The 20,757-nt window shown below is 37.9% G+C and carries 18 protein-coding genes; all 18 read left to right on the top strand.

Translation table 11 applies throughout. The features are described from left to right. The first annotated feature begins 14 nt into the window (after positions 1-14). The 18 genes from ebgA (at position 15) to JUJ52_RS01365 (ending at position 20,720) form a co-directional block, all read left to right on the top strand. Positions 15-3,095: a beta-galactosidase subunit alpha gene (gene ebgA / locus JUJ52_RS01450; protein WP_205389039.1), complete on the top strand. Its 3,081-nt coding sequence runs from the start codon at positions 15-17 to the stop codon at positions 3,093-3,095. Positions 3,096-3,310: 215 nt separating this feature from the next. Beyond that, the gene (locus tag JUJ52_RS01445; protein WP_026682522.1) at positions 3,311-4,492 is read left to right on the top strand and encodes an ROK family transcriptional regulator; all 1,182 of its coding nucleotides are present in this window, start codon (positions 3,311-3,313) and stop codon (positions 4,490-4,492) included. An 806-nt stretch (positions 4,493-5,298) separates the two neighbouring features. Then, complete coding sequence (locus JUJ52_RS01440; protein WP_205389037.1) at positions 5,299-6,237, top strand: ROK family protein; 939 nt, start codon at positions 5,299-5,301, stop codon at positions 6,235-6,237. Positions 6,238-6,313: 76 nt separating this feature from the next. Next, entirely contained in the window at positions 6,314-7,570 is a 1,257-nt protein-coding gene (locus tag JUJ52_RS01435; RefSeq protein WP_026679629.1) for an ABC transporter substrate-binding protein, read from the top strand. A gap of 33 nt (positions 7,571-7,603) precedes the next feature. Beyond that, positions 7,604-8,518, top strand: coding sequence for a carbohydrate ABC transporter permease (locus JUJ52_RS01430; protein WP_026679628.1), 915 nt, complete (start codon positions 7,604-7,606; stop codon positions 8,516-8,518). Between the two features lie 15 nt (positions 8,519-8,533). After that, positions 8,534-9,361: a carbohydrate ABC transporter permease gene (locus JUJ52_RS01425; protein ID WP_026679627.1), complete on the top strand. Its 828-nt coding sequence runs from the start codon at positions 8,534-8,536 to the stop codon at positions 9,359-9,361. 50 nt (positions 9,362-9,411) lie between these two features. Next, positions 9,412-10,692 carry a Gfo/Idh/MocA family protein gene (locus JUJ52_RS01420; protein ID WP_026679626.1) on the top strand — a complete coding sequence of 427 codons (1,281 nt, stop codon included), beginning with the start codon at positions 9,412-9,414 and terminating at the stop codon, positions 10,690-10,692. A gap of 645 nt (positions 10,693-11,337) precedes the next feature. Beyond that, positions 11,338-11,535 (top strand): hypothetical protein, encoded by a 198-nt coding sequence (locus tag JUJ52_RS01415; RefSeq protein WP_121603847.1) that lies wholly within the window; start codon positions 11,338-11,340, stop codon positions 11,533-11,535. A 158-nt stretch (positions 11,536-11,693) separates the two neighbouring features. Next, positions 11,694-12,686, top strand: a complete 993-nt coding sequence (locus JUJ52_RS01410) for a LacI family DNA-binding transcriptional regulator (RefSeq protein WP_026682295.1) — start codon at positions 11,694-11,696, stop codon at positions 12,684-12,686. Between the two features lie 121 nt (positions 12,687-12,807). Next, complete coding sequence (locus tag JUJ52_RS01405; RefSeq protein ID WP_026682296.1) at positions 12,808-13,524, top strand: GntR family transcriptional regulator; 717 nt, start codon at positions 12,808-12,810, stop codon at positions 13,522-13,524. A 99-nt stretch (positions 13,525-13,623) separates the two neighbouring features. After that, positions 13,624-14,802: an SIS domain-containing protein gene (locus tag JUJ52_RS01400; RefSeq protein WP_166530116.1), complete on the top strand. Its 1,179-nt coding sequence runs from the start codon at positions 13,624-13,626 to the stop codon at positions 14,800-14,802. A gap of 83 nt (positions 14,803-14,885) precedes the next feature. Beyond that, positions 14,886-15,365, top strand: a complete 480-nt coding sequence (agaV, locus tag JUJ52_RS01395) for a PTS N-acetylgalactosamine transporter subunit IIB (protein ID WP_205389035.1) — start codon at positions 14,886-14,888, stop codon at positions 15,363-15,365. 44 nt (positions 15,366-15,409) lie between these two features. Then, positions 15,410-16,177, top strand: a complete 768-nt coding sequence (agaW, locus tag JUJ52_RS01390; RefSeq protein ID WP_026682299.1) for a PTS N-acetylgalactosamine transporter subunit IIC — start codon at positions 15,410-15,412, stop codon at positions 16,175-16,177. After that, positions 16,167-16,988, top strand: a complete 822-nt coding sequence (locus tag JUJ52_RS01385; RefSeq protein ID WP_026682300.1) for a PTS system mannose/fructose/sorbose family transporter subunit IID — start codon at positions 16,167-16,169, stop codon at positions 16,986-16,988. The genes agaW and JUJ52_RS01385 overlap by 11 nt, the downstream gene beginning before the upstream one ends. Positions 16,989-17,191: 203 nt before the next feature. Further along, positions 17,192-17,608 (top strand): PTS sugar transporter subunit IIA, encoded by a 417-nt coding sequence (locus JUJ52_RS01380; RefSeq protein WP_026682301.1) that lies wholly within the window; start codon positions 17,192-17,194, stop codon positions 17,606-17,608. 86 nt (positions 17,609-17,694) lie between these two features. After that, complete coding sequence (gene nagA, locus JUJ52_RS01375) at positions 17,695-18,864, top strand: N-acetylglucosamine-6-phosphate deacetylase (RefSeq protein ID WP_205389034.1); 1,170 nt, start codon at positions 17,695-17,697, stop codon at positions 18,862-18,864. Between the two features lies 1 nt (position 18,865). After that, positions 18,866-19,723 (top strand): tagatose-bisphosphate aldolase subunit GatY, encoded by an 858-nt coding sequence (locus JUJ52_RS01370; protein WP_026682303.1) that lies wholly within the window; start codon positions 18,866-18,868, stop codon positions 19,721-19,723. Between the two features lie 67 nt (positions 19,724-19,790). Continuing rightward, entirely contained in the window at positions 19,791-20,720 is a 930-nt protein-coding gene (locus tag JUJ52_RS01365) for a hexose kinase (RefSeq protein WP_026682304.1), read from the top strand. Positions 20,721-20,757: the final 37 nt, after the last annotated feature.

Below are 20,757 nucleotides of genomic sequence, written 5' to 3'. Positions count from 1 at the left end.
TAGGAGGGGAAATAATGAGAATGTATAAAGAGTGGGAAGATATTACAATTACTGATCAAAATAGAATGAAACCGCGAGCTTTTTTTTATTCTTATCCAAATAAACAGACAGCTATAGATGGAGACCCAGAGTATACGCATCATTTTAAAAGCTTAAATGGGTTATGGGACTTTCTTTTTCTATCTGCCCCTGAATACTCACCAGTAGGCTTTGAGCAAATTAATCATGATCGGAGCAGTTGGGATTCTATACAGGTTCCAAGCAATTGGCAAATGGAAGGTTATGGTAAGATGCATTACTCTGATGTGTGGTATCATTTTCCCATTCGCCCGCCGTATGTACCATCTGATAATCCGACTGGTATTTATCATCGGAAATTTTCAATTGATACAACTTGGTTAAAAGATGATGTGATTTTGCGCTTTCATGGAGTTGATTCAGCCTTTCATATTTGGATAAATGGGGAGATGGTAGGCTATAGTAAAGGTGCTCGTATGACATCAGAGTTTACGATTACTCCTTATGTGATGGACGGAAAAAATGAAATAACAGTCCGTGTATACCAATGGTCTGATGGTACGTATTTAGAAGATCAGGATATGTGGTGGTTAAGTGGAATCTTTAGAGATGTTGAACTATATACGCAACCTAAATCAGGAATAGAGGATTTTAAAGTAGAAACTAACGTAAAAGATCAATTTTCCAAGGGAGAATTATTAGTGAGTGGAAGTATTCGTGGCTGGCAAGAAAATATTCGCATACAATATGAACTAGTAAATGACCAGCAGGAAACGGTTGCTTTAGGAAATCAATGTATTGGTGAAAGATTTATAATTAAGGAAATAATTCCTCAACCTGAGCTGTGGAGTGCAGAATCTCCCTACTTATATACGTTACACTTAACGGTTCTACTGGATGATCAAGTGATCGAGGTAATCCCACAGCAAATTGGATTTCGACACATTGAAATCAAAGGGAAAACGTTTACGGTAAATGGTGTAGCAATTAAGCTAAAGGGAGTAAACCGTCATGATTTCCATCCAGCTACCGGTAGAGTGGTCTCAAAAGAGGATATGCTACAAGATATTCTCCTAATGAAGCAACATAATATCAATGCGATTCGTACAGCACATTATCCAAACCACCCATATCTATATACATTATGTGATACGTATGGGATCTATGTAGTTGATGAAGCAGATCTCGAGTGTCATGGTTTTGAATTAACGAATAATTTTAATTGGATCTCTGATAATCCATTATGGGAAGATATGTATGTAGATAGATTAATACGAATGGTGCATAGAGATAAGAACCATCCATCGATAATCATGTGGTCATTAGGTAATGAATCAGGATTCGGTCATAATTTTAAAGTAATGGCCAAACACTGTAAAGATATAGATTCAACGCGTTTAGTCCATTATGAAGGTGATAGCAAAGCAGAAGTAACGGATGTATATTCTACCATGTATACATGGCTTGAAAATCCACCAGAAGGAAGAAAAACCATGCAAGCTATTGCTGAAACAACTAAAAAACCACATATCCATTGTGAATACGGTCATGCGATGGGTAATGGTCCTGGAGGATTGAAAGAGTATCAGGAGCTTATAAATAAATATGAGCATCTACAAGGTGGGTTTATTTGGGAATGGTATGATCATGGGATTGAAACGGTCGATGAAAACGGTAGCAAATATTACCGGTATGGTGGAGATTTTGGAGATGATCCAACGAATGGGAACTTTTGCATCGATGGTCTATTAATGCCTGATCGTACACCTTCTCCAGCATTAGTAGAGTATAAAAAAATAATTGAGCCTATAGATACGACTGCTGTTGAACTGAATCAAGGTAGGATAAAAGTAGAGAACAGGTACGACTTTATATCATTAAACCATGTCACATTACATTATGCGATTGAGCGGGATGGAGAAGCACTGCATGCTAGGACTTGTGCATTACCTCCTATTCCAGCAAGAACAGCGGAGGAAATTATACTAGATCTTGATTTTAACTTTTATAAAGAACCTGGTACGGAATATTACCTAACATTATCATATCTGACCAACCGAGATTTCACTTGGAGTGCAAAGGGGCATGAGCTTGCAACTGCCCAATTTAAGCTGCCAATTACAGTAGAAAAAACAAAGCCTATTTTGCCAAAGGGTGCTTTAACGTTAAAGGAAACGCAGCACACAATAGAAATTATTAATAGTGAGGTTGAGATCATTTTTGATAAAGTGAATGGTCAAATGATTTCATGGAAGAAAAATGGCCTTGCTGTTGTTGAAAAAGGTCCTAAATTACAGTTTTGGCGGGCTCCTATCGATAATGATATGCATATATTAAAGGACTACAAAGAAAAATATTTTATGCATTTATGGCATGAGGTAGTGGAGGAAGTTCAATATAAACGTACTGACAATACAATAATTATTACTGTTAAAACAGTAAATGGGACAACGAATTCTGCTTGGTATTATGAATGCATGTATCAATATCACATTTATCCTAATGGAGATATGTTGTTTCAGGTTTCAGGTACGCCTAGTGGAATAATCGAAAACGCACCAAAAATGATACCTAGAATTGGTGTAGAAATGCGGCTTAATAAAGATTGTGATACTACTCGTTGGTATGGAAGAGGTCCTGGTGAGTCATATAGTGACTCTAAACAAGCCAATCAAATAGGAGTATACGAACGTTCGGTTAGTAAATTATTTACTAATTATGTTTATCCACAGGAGAATGGAAATCGAACAGATACACGATGGGTGCGTTTTGTCGATCATGACGGTGTCGCTATCATGGCAGTAGGTACGCAGTCGACCTTTGATTTTAATGCGAGTTATTATGAGATAAACGATTTAGAACATGCTAATCATACGATTGATTTAGAGAAGAGGCCATACATTGTGCTTCACTTAGATCATAAGCAAAATGGGTTAGGTTCTAATTCCTGTGGGCAAAATCAGTTAGAAAAATATCGTTGTAAATTTGAATCTTTTTCGTTTGAGCTAAAACTATCTGTGTATTCAACAAAGGAAATTAGTGATATAACGAAAGCGAAGGAACAGCTTGAGGTATAATAAAAAAATTGTTCAAAAGCAATTCATGGCTGGCAGTAAGTCCCCAGCTTCAAGGGATAAAGTGAAGCCACTATGGATAAGAGGGGGATCAACTGCCAGTAAATGTCCGTAACTTCGTGGGGGGTAAACACACCCCACACGGATGGAAGTTTCACTTTATCAATAGTTGCTCCATGATACAATAGAGACAACGTTATTATTATTCGGAGGATGCTATGCAACGAGGTACATTTAAACTGATGAAATCAGTAAACAAGTCAATCATTTTAAATAAAATAAGGAAATTTGAGCCAATCTCTAGGGCGCAGATTGCCAAGGATACGAAACTAACTCCACCAACTGTCAGTAGTATTGTAAAGGAGTTAATTGATCAGCAAATTGTATTGGAAAGTAATCGTGGTCAGTCCATGGGTGGCAGGAAACCGACGATGCTTCATATTAATAAAACAGCTTTTTATATTTTAGGTGTTGATGCAGGACCAGAACAGATAGAATGCATTGTTGCAGACCTTGCTGGTAGAATTCAAGCAAGGCATTCGTATACACTTGATTTACCTGTAACTAATGATGCTTTTCTCTCTTATTTAAAGGAATGCATTCATCAAGTACTTCGTCAAACGAATAAGGATATAGAGGAAATTATGGGGATTGGAGTAGCGATGCACGGGGTGGTAAACGTTGAAACAGGAACCTCGTTATTCGCTCCAAACCTTAATCTAACACATATACCAATAAAGGAAATGCTTGAGCAAGAGTTCCATGTCATGGTTAAAGTGGAAAATGACGCACGTGCAATGGCCTTAGGTGAGGCATGGTTTGGAGGTCACGGTGATTTAGACAGTATGGTTGCTGTTAATTTGGGAAGAGGTGTAGGTGCAGGCATCGTAACGGAAGGGAAGTTATTCCACGGTGCACAGGATATTGCCGGAGAAATTGGTCATATGACCATTGATATTAATGGTGATATTTGCGAGTGCGGTAATCGTGGTTGCTTGCAAACATTTGCCACTGGTCCTGCTATTGCTGAACGTGCACATAGAAGGCTAAGTCAGAATGGTCAGTCAGCCTCGTTTAAATTGACTGGAGAAAGTGTTTTTGAACTGGCTAAGGCTGGAAATCAAATTTATATAGATGTTTTAAAAGAAACTGGTGATTGCATCGGTGTCGGTTTAACCAATTTAATTCATATGATTAACCCAGAGAAAATTATATTAGGTGGTGGGGTGATGAATAGTGCATCCTTTATCTTACCTGCTATCCATGAGAGGATAAAACGCTGTGCACTAACCCAAGATGCTAAAGAAACAAAGGTAGCTGTAACAAAGCTAGGAAGTGATGCGACGATTTTAGGGGCTGTATCATTGCTACTCACCGAAATATTTGACCCAGTAATATGATGGATCGTTTATCCCAAAGACAAACAAATATGGATAAGAGGTGGTATCAACTGCCAGTAAATGTCCGATTGGTTCGGGCCTACATGGAAGTAGGTCACAAAGGCGTTGCCACAGGACGTGGCGATTTAAGCCTTTGTACGTATTTGTTTCAGTAAAAGCTGGATGGAAGTTTCACTTTATCCCGCATATAACTGGCAGTAAGATCCCACTTCAAGCAATAAAGAGAAGCCAATATGGATAAGAGGTGGTATCAACTACCAGTAAATGTCCGATTGGTTCAGCTAACCATCCGTGGGGGATAAACACACTCCCCACGGATGGAAGTTTCACTTTATCCCGCATATAACTGTTTCACTTTATCAAACTGTTCATTTTTAACAAACACCATTGAATGATTGTAATCAAAAGGGCAACCTTGTGAGCTGCGGCCTCATAGGGTTGCTCTTTTCGTAGTCTAGAAAATTAAAAATTCGTCCATGTGGATAAATATGGGCGTGTTGAGCCGTGTACAGCTCCAGCGTCCAGAAACTAGGCGATTTCACGAATTGTCCTACGATAAGTATTATCGGCTGAAAAGCTCCTTTATCTCCGTTGACTGGCTACAGTCGCTAGTGACGAGCGTTTTCTTATGTTTCTCCTCCTTTTACTAGAATCGGAAATAAGAAGAAGGTATTCAGTCTATAATTTTTCAAAAATTATAGACATTCAAAATTCGCTATGCTAGTATTAAAAACAATTAGTAAATATTTAATAATGAATTTACTAAAATTTAGGAATTTAGGAATGTAGACATGAGGTGACAAACGTTGGGTTTCTCAATAGGAGTTGATATTGGAGGTACAAAAATTGCTGCTGTGATTGTGGATGAACAGGGTGTTATTTTGTATCGATCAAAAGTGAGTAGTAATACGAATAATGCGGAAAGTATGTTTAAACAAGTAGTTACTTGTATTGATCAGGTGTTAAAAAAAGCAAATCTATCTATCTCACAAATTAAAGCAATGGGAGTAGGGGTTCCAGGGAAGGTAGATCGTTTAAACGGGATAGCTGTTTACCAAAATAATTTACCTTGGATTGATTTTCCATTAGTTAATAGACTTAGAGAGGCATTCTCTATTCATCATATTGTTATCGATAACGATGTTTACATGGCAGCCTATGCGGAGTGGAAGAAGTTAAATGTAGCACCGAATTCCACTTGTGTGTATGTAACGATCAGTACTGGAATTTCATGCTCTATTATCCAAAATGGATCCTTTTTGAGAGGAGAAGGATTTGCTGGAGAAATTGGCTTGTGTCCTATTACAGGTGTTGATGGACAACTAACCACTTTAGAAAATGCAGCATCTGGGCCTGCTATATATAAGCTTGCTAGAGAGAGAATGGGGAATTCCATTACATCAACACAAGACTTTTTTCAGGCGTATATTGCTGGGGATAAGTTAGCTAGCGATGTTATGGATGAGGTTATTCCTGCGATTTCTCAAGGTATTTATTCGATTATTAGTTTATTAGATCCACATCAAATTGTACTTGGTGGGGGAGTTATAAATCATCATCCATTTCTACTAGATTTAATTAAACAAAATATTGGTCTGTTTTTAATCTCTGAGCAAAAAGAAGCGCTTGGGCGAATTACCGGGAGCAAATTAAAGGGAGATTCAGGTGTGATTGGCGCTGCACTTTGCAGTTGGGAGAATGTAATGTGCAGTAATACAACTCCTGAACAAAATTTCACTTTTTAAAGACCTAACATTTAGTAGGAGGTGGAAAAGCAAGCGAAGCTAGGTCTTTTACAAATTGCTATAGGAAGGTGACAAGATGAAAAAATTTTATGTAGTATTGATTATTTTTCTCGTATTTACGTTAGGGGCATGTTCCTCGAATGATGAGGGTGCTAGCGCTGATGGGAAAGCAACAATTAAATATGCATACTGGGATAAGAATCAAGAGGATATGTTAAAGGATATTGTGAAAGCGTTTAACAAAGATTATCCGAATATTCAGGTGAAATTGGAATTAACTCCATATGATCAATATTTTACAAAATTAGATGCTGCTGCAACAGGTGGAAGCTTACCGGATGTTTTTTGGATGAATGGGCCGAACTTTGTAAAATATGCTTCCAATGAGATGCTTGAACCGATAAATAATCGTATCAAGGATGATGAGCTAGATTTGTCTCCATATCCTAAAGGACTGCTAGGTCTATATCAATATGAGGATAAGACCTATGCGCTACCTAAAGACTATGACACTGTTGGATTATGGTATAATAAAAAACTTTTTGATGAAGCAGGGATTGATTATCCGAATGAGGCATGGAAATGGGATGATCTCGTGGAAGCTGCCAAAGCACTAACAAACCCAGATAAAGATATCTATGGCATTGCCGCCTTTATTCAAGATGCGCAAGCTAGTTATTTTAATACTATTCTAGCAAATGGTGGTTATATTATTTCTGAAGATAAGACAGAATCGGGTTTCGATGATCCAAATACGATAGATGGTATTCAAAAATATTATGATTTAATTCACAAACATAAGGTTTCACCGACACATGCCCAAATGGAAACAACAGATGCAACAAGTATGTTTGAATCAGGAAAGGTTGCGATGATGTTTCAAGCTTCGTATATGATTCCACAATTTAAAGCAAATGAATATACGAACGAGCATGCTGATGTAGCCCTTTTACCAGAAATGCAAAAGCGCTCAAATGTAATCCATGGATTAGGAAACGTCATAGCTAAGAACTCAGAAAACAAAGATGCAGCTTGGAAGTTTGTAACGTTCCTAAGTTCAGAGAAAGCCGCTGTTATGCAAGCGGAATCAGGAATTATTCCTGCATATGAAGGCACACAAGATGCTTGGACAAAATCGACCCCTAATTTTAATTTACAAGTATTTTTAGATATGGCTGAGGTCGCAGAACCTTACCCTGTGTCCAAGGATACTTCCAAATGGTCCACAATTATACAGGATAATCTAGCTAAGGCTTGGTCTGGTCAAATAACTGTAGAAGAAGCAAGTGAAAAAATAGATAAACAGATGGAAGAAGTTCTAGCAAGTGAGTAATATATTAAGCTCAGTACATCGAGGTGATTATATATGAAGGATACTAAGGTAGCGACACGCCAGATGTCGACACTAAAAAAGAATGATATTTTCTGGGGTTATTTATTTATTGCACCAACATTATTGGGCTTACTAATCTTTTATATTTTCCCTGTCTTTCAAACATTCTATTATAGCTTCAATGATTGGGGAGATTTTGGTAATTACAGCTGGTCAGGCTTACAAAATTATAAAGACATGTTCGATGATCCGCAAATATGGTATTCATTTAGAAATACGCTTGTTTATGCGTTTGTAATGGTTCCATTTAGTATTGCTATTTCGATCGTAATAGCTGTATTGCTAAATCAAAAGATAAAGGGTCTTACTATATATCGTACATTGTTTTTTCTTCCGGTTGTCACAATGCCAGCAGCAATAGGGATGATTTGGAAATGGTTATATAATGCAGACTATGGAATTATTAATCATATGCTTGAATGGTTTTCTATTGACGGTCCTAGCTGGCTCACGGATCCTAATTGGGTTTTAATATCCATCATTATAGTAGGAACCTGGAGCGCGATAGGAACAAATATGGTTATCTTATTATCTGGATTACAAGGAATACCAAAGTCTCTATATGAAGCAGCGTCTTTAGACGGGGCTAGTCCTATATACTCATTCTTTAAGATTACGTTGCCTTTACTTTCACCAACGATCTTTTTTGTTGCTGTTATTTCATTTATTTCTGCTTTTCAAGTATTCGATTTTATATTTATGATGGTCAGCCCAACCAATCCAGCAATTGACAGTGCTCAATCCGTTATTTACTTGTTCTATCATTATGCATTTGTTATTGGAGAGAAAGGTATTGCAGCGGCAATTGCTTTTGTGTTGTTTATTATCATTCTCGTATTAACAATCATTCAATTTAGATTACAAAAACGCTGGGTTCATTATGAGTAGAAAGAAGGTGTTTGTATGGAAAATGTCAGTAAATCTCGGAAACTAGTCATCCACTTATTATTACTATGTGGTGCAATATTAATGATTGGTCCGTTTTTATGGATGATATTAACCTCATTGAAAACAGTTGGGGAAGCAGCGCAAATTCCGCCAAAAATATTTCCAGAAGTCTTTCAGTGGAGCAATTATAAAGAGATATTTGACTCATTTCCTTTTGCTGGATTCTATTGGAATACTTTTATTACAACTATTATTAAAACGATTGGACAGTTATTCTTATGTTCTTTAGCAGCATACGCATTTGCGCGTATTAAGTTCCCAGGAAGAAATTTCTTTTTTATTTTATATTTGTCTGTATTAATGATACCTCCACAGGCTTTTTTAATACCACAGTACCAAATTATAGCTAATCTAGATTTGTTAAACACATTAACAGCCCTCGTTCTTCCAGGATTATTTAGTGCTTTTGGAACGTTTTTATTACGGCAATTTTTTATGACAATGCCAGATGAATTAGAAGAGGCTGCGAAGATAGATGGCTGTAATCATTTCCAAATCTATTGGAGGATTATGTTACCATTAGCTAAACCAGGGTTAATTGCTCTTGCTATCTTTACGATACTCTGGTCATGGAATGATTTTCTATGGCCGTTAATTGTTAATAGCTCTCCTGATAAGATGCCTTTATCAGCAGGGTTAGCTTCATTACAAGGGCAATATAGTACGAATTATCCCGTATTAATGGCTGGAACGTTTTTAGCATCTTGGCCGTTAATCATCATCTTTATGTTATTCCAAAAGGCATTTGTTGAAGGTATCGCTCTATCAGGGCGAAAAGGGTAATGTTATCTTAAATAATCGAAATCATTTGTAGGAGGAGAGGGGCGATCACAGTGCGAAAAATAAAAGCGGTTCTAATTGGGGCAGGAGATAGAGGAGCTAAAGCATATGCTCCTTATGCAATAAATTATCCGCATGAATTAGATATTGTCGCAGTCGCTGAGTTAAACAAAGATAAAAGAAAATCTATTGCCGATACGCATCATATTTCGGAAGATAAGTGCTTCTCTTCGTGGGAAGAATTACTTGAAGCAAATATAGAAGCAGATGTTGCCTTCATATGTACACTGGATCGACAACATTTTAAACCGACGATAAAGGCGATTGAAAAAGGATACCATATTTTATTGGAGAAGCCGATGTCTCCAGATCCTGCAGAGTGTATTGAAATGGAAAGAAAAGCGAGACAGCATAATAGGTTGCTGACAATTTGCCATGTACTTAGATACACAAATTTTTGGTCAACGATAAAGCGAGTGATTGATGAAGGAACGATTGGAGATATTGCTTCTATTCAATTGAATGAGAATGTAGAAATTATGCATATGTCTCATAGTTTTGTTAGAGGAAATTGGAATAATAGTAACCATTCTAGCCCAATGATTTTGCAAAAGTCTTGTCATGATATGGATATATTAATGTACTTAATGGATCAGCCATGTAAGCATATAAGCTCTTTCGGTTCACTCATGCATTTTCATGAAGGAAATAAACCACATGGAGCTCCAGAAAGATGCTTGGACGGTTGTCCGGTTGAGAATGAATGTCCCTTCCATGCTGGAAATTATTACTTAGGTGAAGGAAAGGGCTGGGCGAAGAAATTTACGACGGACCATACTCGAGAAGGAATTATACGTGCATTGGAAACAACTCCTTATGGGAAATGTGTGTATCAATCTGACAATAATGTGGTGGATCATCAAGTTGTTAATTTAGAATTCGTAAATGGAGCCACAGCTACGTTTAGTATGTCTGCTTTTACAAGAGAGCAAACTAGAATTGTGCAAATTATGGGAACGAAAGGTGAAATTAGAGGGAAGATGGATGAAAATAAGATTTCAATTTATGACTTTTTGTCCAAACATGAAACAGTTATTCATTTAAGCAAGCCTGTAAGTGGTCACGGTGGTGGTGATGAAGGAATCGTGCGTGATTTCCTTCGAGAAGTAAGAAGCTTTGATGGAGAAATCAATATAAGCAAGACCTCTGCAACGAAATCATTGGAGAGTCATCTCATTGCTTTTGCCGCTGAGGCGTCTAGACTTGAAAATGGTAAAGTCATTCTACTGGAGCATTTTCTGAAAGAGAATAGGAAACCTAGTTTATCACAGTGAGCAACCTGTAAGCCTACCACCTTCGCTATAAACCAAAGTAGAATTAAAAGAAGTTGAAGTGGGTGATGCAGCTAGGATTAGTGGGGATGAAGAACATCTCCCCTTTTTCTTTATCCTACATATAACTGGCAGTAATACCCGTACGCAAGATACCACTATGGGGAAGTAGGGGATCGCCTGCCAGTAAATGTCCGATTGATTCAAAGCTTTAGGTCATAGCCGTGTGGTACGAACCATCCGTGAGGGATAAAACAAACCTCCTACTGTTTCACTTTATATGCGAATGAACAGACTGGTGCCTTCTTAAATCGAAAAATAAATGGTTAATATATGGCAGAAATCTTTCTGTCATTTTTCTTTGTAAGTTAAGAAAGTATAAAATCAGTGCAATGACTGCGTTAAGCCAAGTAGTTATTTTGAAATGGTTGATGTATATTGGCAATGCTCCGACTAATTACTTCGCTTTCGGCGGGCACGGCCTCAACTAACTTTGCAAAGAAGAACACGTTGCAAAGTGGATTTTCGGCTCGCGCTAATCCCACAGGAGTCTACGTAATTAGTCTTCGCTATGAGAAGGTGCAACAATTCTTGTCATAAGTAATAGGTTGACTTTTTTTACAATGGGTAAAGTGAAAATCGCTATCCGTGAGTATAAAAGCAGCTGTGTTACTTCATGCTAGCGTTGTAGAGCCTGATGATAGCGAAGGGCGGCCACTTCAACTCCTGTGGGAAATGTTTGACCTGAAGATCCACTTTTTTGAGCGGGTTTTGCTAAAAAAGTTAGCTGAAGGACAAACCCCACGGAAAGGGAAGTGGGCAGCCGGAGTGGTGGTCAAGCAGTAGCTATTATTCCATAATAGCTACTAGGGGGAGCGTAAATCGGAGCATGTTTTGATAAGGACTGAGCGAATTTTGCTCCGTTTTTCTTACAGAAAACAGACGCTAGTATTGGGAAATGGTAAAATAGTTACTAGTAGATTAGGGATTTAGGAGTGATGTTGTTGGCAACGATTAAGGATATAGCACAAAAAGCTGGTGTGTCACCGGCAACTGTTTCACGTGTACTTAATTATGATGCAAGCTTATCGGTGGCAGATGAAACAAAGAAAAAAATTTTTGAAGCAGCTGAAGAACTGTCTTACCGAAAGAAAACATCAAAAAAGTACCATGGTACGAATATAGCTATTGTACATTGGTATACAGAAAAAGAAGAGCTGAGTGATCTGTATTATCTATCAATTCGCCTTGGTATTGAAGAACGATGCAAAGCGTTGAATATAAATTCTCAAGTATATTTTTTTAATAGTATAGATGAAATTTCTAGTGAAGGCATTGATGGAATAATTGCCGTAGGTAAATTTAGTAATGGACAGGTTAAGGAATTAACCGCTATTAACCCACATGTGGTATTTGTTGATTATAGCCCAGATGAAGATAAATATGATGCGATTGTCATTGATTTTGAAAAGGCGACAAGAACGGTTATTGACTATTTTATTCAAACAAATCATCAGTCGATTGGGTTTATTGGTGGTAGGGAGTTGTTAAAGGGAGAGGTTGAAGAGCTTATTGACCTGCGAGAAAAAACCTTCGAATCATATATGAAAGAAAAAGCATTATATAATGAGCGGTTTATGTATGTAGGGTCGTTTTCGGTGGACGATGGTTATCAGCTAATGAAACAAGCAATCGAAGAATTAGGTGATGATTTGCCAACTGCATTTTTTACGAGTAGTGATGTCATGGCAATTGGCAGCTTACGTGCGCTTCATGAAGCCAACCTTCCCGTTCCTGATCGAGTTAGTGTAATTGGTTTGAATGATATGTCTGTATCTAAGTATGTGTATCCTTCTTTGAGCACGATTAAAGTATATACAGAAATTATGGGAGAAACAGCTGTGGATACGTTGGTTGAGCGATTGGCAGGAAGGAAAATAGCAAAGAAAATATTTATTGCAACAAAGCTTGTTATTCGTAAAAGTGTGCGATCTTAGACATAATTGAAGCACTAAGTTAATAATAATTGAAATTAAAGCCTTTACATTTTTGTAAGGATTTTATATACTAAAGGCAACTGGTAATAACCACTTTAAGTAAGGGAGGTGGAAGTCCGAATTGGATAAAAGTAGTAAGGTACCTTTGTATTTACAATTAATGGAAGAATTAATTAAGAAGATAGACAATCAAGTATATCAAGAACATGAAAAGCTACCTTCTGAGCGCGAATTATGTGATATGTATGATTTGAGTAGGATAACCGTCAGGCAGGCGCTACAGGAATTAGAGAGGGAAGGCTATATTTATAAGCTTCATGGAAAAGGTACCTTCGTTTCTGCAACATCTTATAACCAAGATTTAGTAAAGCTCTATAGCTTTACAGAAGAAATGCAAAAGATGGGTAAGGTTCCCATGACACAAGTATTGTCCTTTGAAGAAATTGCGGTGGAAGAAAGACTAGCAACAAAAATGGATATCAAACCGTACGATGAAGTTTTTCAAATTATTCGATTACGACTTGCCGATAATGAGCCATTAATGTATGAAACATCCTATTTGCCAAAGAAACGATTTCCTAATCTAACAAAAGCACAGTTAATAGAAAGACCAATGTATGATGTGTTTTACCAAGAATATCAAGTAGTAGTAACGAAAGCACTTGAGCGCTTCTCTGCTGCTAGCCTTCGAGAGACAGAGGCACGTTATTTAGGAATACCCTCTCAGCAGCCAGCAATGCTAATCAAACGATTTGCCTATCATCAGGATCAGTTAATTGAATATACTGTTAGTGTGGCTAGAGGAGATAAGTTTGATTATACGGTAGAATTGACTTAGATTGTACTCTATTAAGTATTAAATGAAATCTTAATAGAGTATTCTAATAGAATAACTGGTTATGACAACATAACCACAAGTAGATTTGGAGGATATTAGATGTTTAATTTAACAGAGCATGAACTGCAGAATAAGATGGCAGGTTTTACCGCGCAGGAAATCAACCAGCAGCCTGAAGTTTGGAAAGAGACAGTTACAACACTTTTTGAAAATAAAGAATCAATGAGAGGTTTTATTGAATCTATTTTTTCAAAGCATGATCATGTAAGAGTACTATTAACAGGGGCTGGTACCTCAGCCTTTGCAGGGGATATCCTTGTTCCAGAGCTACAAAAGCAGTATCAAGGGAATGTACAATTTGAAGCAATTGCCACAACGGATATTGTCTCTAATCCTTCTCATTATCTGTTCAAGGATATTCCAACGATCTTGGTGTCATTTGCAAGATCAGGAAATAGCCCAGAAAGTGTAGCAGCCGTACAATTAGCAGGATCGATTATTAGTGACTTTTATCAGGTAGTTATTACCTGTAATCCGCATGGCGAATTGGCAAAAAGCACGGAACAAGATGCGAATAGCTTAACAATCCTTACACCAGAACAAGCTCATGATCAAGGATTTGCTATGACTAGTAGTTTCACAAGTATGATGCTAGCTTGCTATGGATTATTTACGGTGTATCCGTTTACTGGTGATAATGTTTCTAAAGTAATTGCTAATGGTGGGAAACTAGTCAACCAACTTACGCCTATTGTCGAGGACATTTTACAATTCGATATAAAACGTATCGTTTATTTAGGATCTGGATTGCTCAGTCAATTATCTCATGAAGCAGCACTTAAAATGCTAGAACTAACGGCAGGTAAGGTGGTTGCTGTACATGAATCGTCATTAGGTTTTCGCCATGGTCCAAAATCAATTTTAAATGACGACACCATTGTTGTCCTTTTCATGTCACAGAATCCACATACGAGAAGATATGACCTAGATATGCTAAAAGAATTGTCCGGAGAAGATTCTAAAATGAAAATTGTCGCTGTTACAGAAAAAACAGATTCCGAGATAGAGGAATATGCTGACTGGGTGATTCCGGTAAATAGTGATAGTGAACAACTTACGAATGATTTTTATTTAGGTCTACTCTATATTATGTTTGCTCAAGTACTTGCTCTGAAAATGTCTATTAAGCTTGGTATTACTCCAGATAATCCGAGTCCTGATGGAAGAGTAAATCGAGTCGTGCAAGGAGTAACCATATACGAATACAACCATGCGTAACATAGGAGCCTAATTAGGTTCCTAAATAACAAATTTGATAGCACTTACATGAAGTGATTTATATAAATGAAGGGATGAATAATATGTCAACACCGAACATTTTATTAACACGTATTGATAATCGCCTAATCCATGGCCAAGTAGGGGTCACATGGGTAAATCACTTAGGAGCCAATCTTGTCGTAGTTGCAAATGACAAGGTTTCAGAGGATGAGGTACAGCAAAGCTTAATGGATATGGTGCTTCCTGATGTCATTCAAGCGCGGTATTTTTCTTTGAAAAAAACGATCGATGTGATTCATAAGGCTTCTCCAAAACAAAAGATTTTTCTAGTCGTAAAAGATGTTCAAGACGCACTTGCCTTAAAGGAAGGTGGCGTTCCAATTGATCATATTAATGTCGGAAATATGCATTATGAGGAAGGAAAAAAACAAATTTCATCAACTGTTTCGGTAGATGACGAAGACATTCAAGCTTTTAAGAAACTCGATAAACTAGGAGTAAACCTTGATCTACGTGGCGTACCAAATGAAAAAGGACAAAATATTCTTGAGTTAATTTAAACGTAGATGGCAACACATTATTTGTGTAGGAGGAGGAATTGAGTATGTTAATGGAAGCTATACTAATTGCCTTATGGGCCGGAATCATCGGGATAGATTTATATAATGGATTAACACATATTCACCGTCCAGTTGTTACCGGTCTTGTTGTAGGTTTGATTTTAGGAGATGTAACTACTGGTTTAATCGTTGGAGGTACACTCGAGTTAATTTGGATGGGGATGGTACCACTTGCAGGTGCCCAACCTCCTAACGTTGTAATTGGTGGTGTTATTGGAACTGCTTTTGGCGTCATAGCAGGGCAAGATCCAAAGGTTGCGGTAGGAGTTGCTATACCTTTTGCCGTTGCTGTACAGGGATTAATTACACTATTCTTCACGGTTTTTGCTCCGGTCATGCATAAGGCTGACCAATATGCATTAGAAGCAAATGCTAAAGGAATAGAACGGATCAACTATATGGGACTAGGGATTCTATTTGTTTTTAATGCAGTAATTGCCTTTCTTCCCATCTATTTTGGAGCTGAACGAGCGGCTGCGTTTGTTGAAACAGTCCCGCAGTGGATTATTGATGGTTTATCTGTTGCGGGGGGGATTATGCCTGCAATTGGCTTTGCCATGCTACTTCGTATCATGATAAAAGTGGAGTATATTATGTTCTTCATTGTAGGCTTTATTTTAGCCGCATATCTAGAGCTTCCGATCTTAGCCATTGCATTAATTGGTTTAGCAATAGCTCTGTATGATTTCTATCAAAATAAGAACAAGCAAGGTCCTACACCGAAAGAGGAGGAGATAGCTGATGGTATCTAATAGTTATCAATATGAAGATACGGCTTCCGCACAGGACTTACAACCGAAGCAACTTCGACATCTAGCTTGGCGGTCATTGCTTTTACAGGCATCGTTTAATTATGAACGGATGCAGGCAGCTGGGTGGCTGTATTCCATATTGCCTGGATTAAAAGTGATTCATAAGAATAAAAAAGATCTAAGTAAATCGATGAAGGATCATATGGAATTCTTCAATACGCATCCTTTTCTAGTTACATTTATTATGGGTGTCATTCTAGCAATGGAGCAAAAGAAGGAAGATAGAGATGCAATTCGTGGTATTAAAGTAGCTACAATGGGACCTTTAGGTGGAATAGGCGATGCCTTGTTTTATCTAACCCTATTACCAATCACTGCTAGTATTGGAGCTTCATTAGCAGTAAACGGGAATATTCTTGGTCCATTTGTATTTTTGATCATGTTCAATGTTATTCACTTCGGAGTCCGTTTTGGGTTAATGAGTTATGGATATAAAACTGGAGTGAAGGCAATCAGTAAGTTGAAAGAAGGCACAAAGCATGTATCCCGTGCCGCATCTATTGTGGGGTTAACAGTAGTTGGCGGGCTAATAGCCACTTATGTTTCTTTCAAAATTGATTATACGTGGACACAGGGTGAATCAGAATTAAATGTACAAACAGATATTTTAGATCAAATCATGCCAGCAATGCTTCCTTTAGCCTATACCTTACTTGTATATTGGCTACTAAAAAAAGGTCGTTCACCAATTGTGTTAATTGGCCTTACTGTATTCGTTGGTCTTGTAGGTTCATTCTTTGGAATTATGTAAAGTAAATTATATTTTATCCCACATATAACTGCAGTAAGCCCCCACTATGGGTAGACGTGGGATCGACTGCCAGTAAATGTCCGATTGGTTCAAAGACCTTTAGGTCATACCCTTGTGGTACGAACAATCCGTTGGGGGAAATAAAACCCCAAAGGTTTGAAGTTCACCTTATCCTAGTTTTATATCGAGAAAGGATGTTTGAGATGATTGGAATTGTCGTTACAGGCCATGGATCATTCCCAAATGGGATTTATGAATCTGTTCGGCTAATCGCAGGAGATGTAGAAAAATTAGAGGTCGTTCCCTTTGAAGAGGATCAAGATAAATTAGAAGAAGCACTCCTTAAAGCGATTGAAGTAGTTGATGAAGGGGAAGGCGTAGTCTGCTTTGCTGATTTAGCAGGGGGTACACCTTTTAATGTAAGCTCGCGAATCGCATCAACTAGAGATCAAGTGCATGTAATTGGTGGAACGAATTCACCAATGCTATTAAGTGGCTTGTTTCAAAGGCAGCAACCGATAGATAGCTTTGTTACTAGTATCATTTCAGAGGGAAAGGAAAGCATTAAAGCCTTTGAAGTAAAGAAGAAGAGAGCTGTCAATGAATCGGATGGTATTTAAAATAAGATGCTGCAGTAATGGGTAGCGGTAGTAGACAAAATTAATTCACGAACAGTATTACTCATTAGATAAGGGAAGTGTACAGGATGCACTATTTTATAAAAGCAGATCGGTTTATATTGGAAAATCATATAGCAGAAGCTGGCTATCTTTCCGTCGAAAATGGACGATTTGGTCATCTGACCAAAACGGTACCTGATTCTGCTGAAGTAATTGACTGGAGTGGTTATATGATTGCTCCAGGTCTAGTGGATACGCATATTCATGGTATAAATGGCTACGACATCATGGATGGCACGAAGGAAGCAGTTCGCCATATTTCAGGAGCCTTGTTAACACTAGGTGTTACAAGATTCTTGCCAACAACGTTAACATCCTCACGCTCTGATCTTGACAAGGCCATTCAAGCTGTTACAGAAGCTGTGGAAGAAGGCTTGCCAGGAGCATTGTCCGAAGGAATTTATTTAGAAGGACCGTTTTTTACGGAAGCGTATAAAGGAGCACAGAATCCAAAGTACTTTCAAGATCCTGACATTGGATTATTTGAGAAATGGCAATCACTTGCTAAGGGAAACATTGTAAAAATTGCCCTTGCTCCGGAACGCGAGTATGCTATGGAATTTATTAAAACAATGGATGATAAAGGTGTCTTAGTAAGTATCGGGCACACAAATGCTAGTTATGGTTGCTGTCAAGAAGCGATAGCAGCTGGAGCGCAAAACTTTGTTCATTTATTTAATGGTATGTCGGGGCTTCATCACCGAAATCCTGGGGTTGCTGGTGCTGCATTAACAGATACCAATGTTTATGCTGAACTCATTTGTGATGGTTACCATGTTCACCCTGATGTAGCGACTCTTGCACTAAAGGTAAAAAATGAAAAGCTGATGCTGATTACGGATTGCATGCGAGCAGGAATGATGCCTGATGGACATTATCATTTGGGAGAGTTTCCTGTCGTTATGCAAAATGGTGTAGCTCGCACAGAAGAGGGGTCATTGGCTGGAAGCACGTTAAGATTAATTGACGGTGTTAAAAATCTTCATAACTGGTCCGATCAAGCATTATTTGATATATGGCATTTGGCTAGTTTAACCCCTGCCAAGAGTTTAGAGCGCGCAGAAGAGATAGGAAGTATACATCCGGGAAAGCTGGCCGATTATGTGGTTTTGGATGACGAGTTGTCGGTTCAAGCAACAGCAATTAATGGGAACATAAAATATCGAAAAATGACAACAGGAAATGAGGATGAGTAATATGGGATACGTGCAAAATACAGAAGATATGCTAAGAAAAGCTAGAAGAGAAGGTTATGCGGTACCTGCTTTTAATATTCATAACCTAGAAACGATACAAACTGTAGTAGAAACGGCACAAGAATTAAAATCTCCAGTTATATTAGCTGCTACTCCAGGAACGATGAACTATGCAGGACGCGCTTATATTCAAGCAATTGCTGAAGTAGCAGCAAAGCAAAATGATATACCTATTGCCTTACATCTTGATCATCATGAAACCTATGAATCTATCGTTGAATCACTAGAGTTAGGGACAAAATCAGTTATGATTGATGGGTCACATCATACCTTTAAGGAAAATATTGCGATCTCGAAACAAGTTGTTGATACGGCACATGCCTATGGTGCTACAGTCGAGGCAGAACTAGGGAAATTAGTAGGGCAAGAGGATGATTTAGTTGTGGAAGCAAAGGATGCCGCTTATACCGATCCAGATACAGTAGCTGAATTTGTTGAAGAAACAGGTGTTGACTCATTGGCTGTAGCTATTGGTACGGGACATGGTTTATATGAGACAGAGCCTGATTTAGATTTTGAACGGTTAGAAAAGATTAAGAATTTAATTTCTATACCGATTGTTTTACATGGTGCTTCAGGGATTTCGAAGGAAGATGTTCAGAAATGTATTTCTTTAGGTTGTGCGAAAGTCAATATTTCAACTGAATTAAAAATTCCTTTCTCTACTGGATTACGAGCACACCTCATGGAACATCCAAATGAAACGGATCCAAGAAAATATATGGGTCCTGCCAAAGCTAGGATGAAGGAAGCAGTTAAAGAAAAAATAGCAATTTGTATGAGTGCAGGAAAGGCATAAAACTCACAATATATAGAAGCGGTATTTTCTGCATATACAATAAGTATGAGGAAAAGGAAGTGGAGAAGTGATATTAACCATTACCTTAAATCCATCCGTAGATATTCGATATAGCATCTCAAGCTTCCAGGAGAATGCCATTAATAGAGTGACAGATGTCTCTAAGACGGCAGGAGGAAAAGGTTTGAATGTAACTCGAGTGTTACATCAACTTGAGGAGAATGTAGCAGCTTCAGGCTTTCTAGGTGGAAGCTTAGGTAGCTTTATTAGTACTGAATTACAAAAATATGGTATTGACAATTATTTTACGCCTATTAAGGGAGAAACGCGTAATTGTATTGCTATCATTCATAACGGTAAGCAAACGGAGATTTTAGAAAGTGGGCCAGAAATCAGTGAAAATGAAGCAGCATCTTTTCTAAGGGAGTTCGAAAAAAATGTTCTTCAGGCGGAAGTAGTTACTATTTCTGGAAGTCTCCCCACAGGGTTAGACAGAACCTATTATAATCAGATGCTAGAAATTGCCGAAAAAGCTGGAACTCCTGTTTTACTAGATACTAAGGGTGAACTACTTGCTGAAGCATTACAGCATGATGTGAAGCCATTTTTAATTAAACCAAACCAATACGAGCTTGGTGATTTAATCGGTTCGGAAATTCTTCACGTAGATGAAATGAAGCAAGCTCTACAGTTGCCATTATTTAACGATATATCTTGGGTGGTTATAACGTTAGGAGAGACTGGTGCAGTGGTAAAACACGAAAACAATTTTTACCACGTCACAACTCCAAAAATAAATGCAGTTAATCCAGTAGGATCTGGGGATTCTGTTATCGCTGGTTTTGCTGCCGGGTTGGAAAGGAAGCTTCAAGAAACCGAATTAATTCGATTTGGTATAACCATGGGTGTTTTAAATGCAATGGAAGAAAAGACAGGGTCAATCGATCTAACGAAAATGGACTGGTGTATCCAGCAAATAAAAATTGATGTTTTGTAGTGCTTTTTGCTGAAAGACAGCTTCTACCAGTAATTTT

This window comes from Virgibacillus sp. AGTR (genome assembly GCF_016919725.2).
Lineage (GTDB): Bacteria > Bacillota > Bacilli > Bacillales > Amphibacillaceae > Virgibacillus > Virgibacillus salarius.
This window is presented reverse-complemented; position numbering and strand designations above follow the sequence as displayed.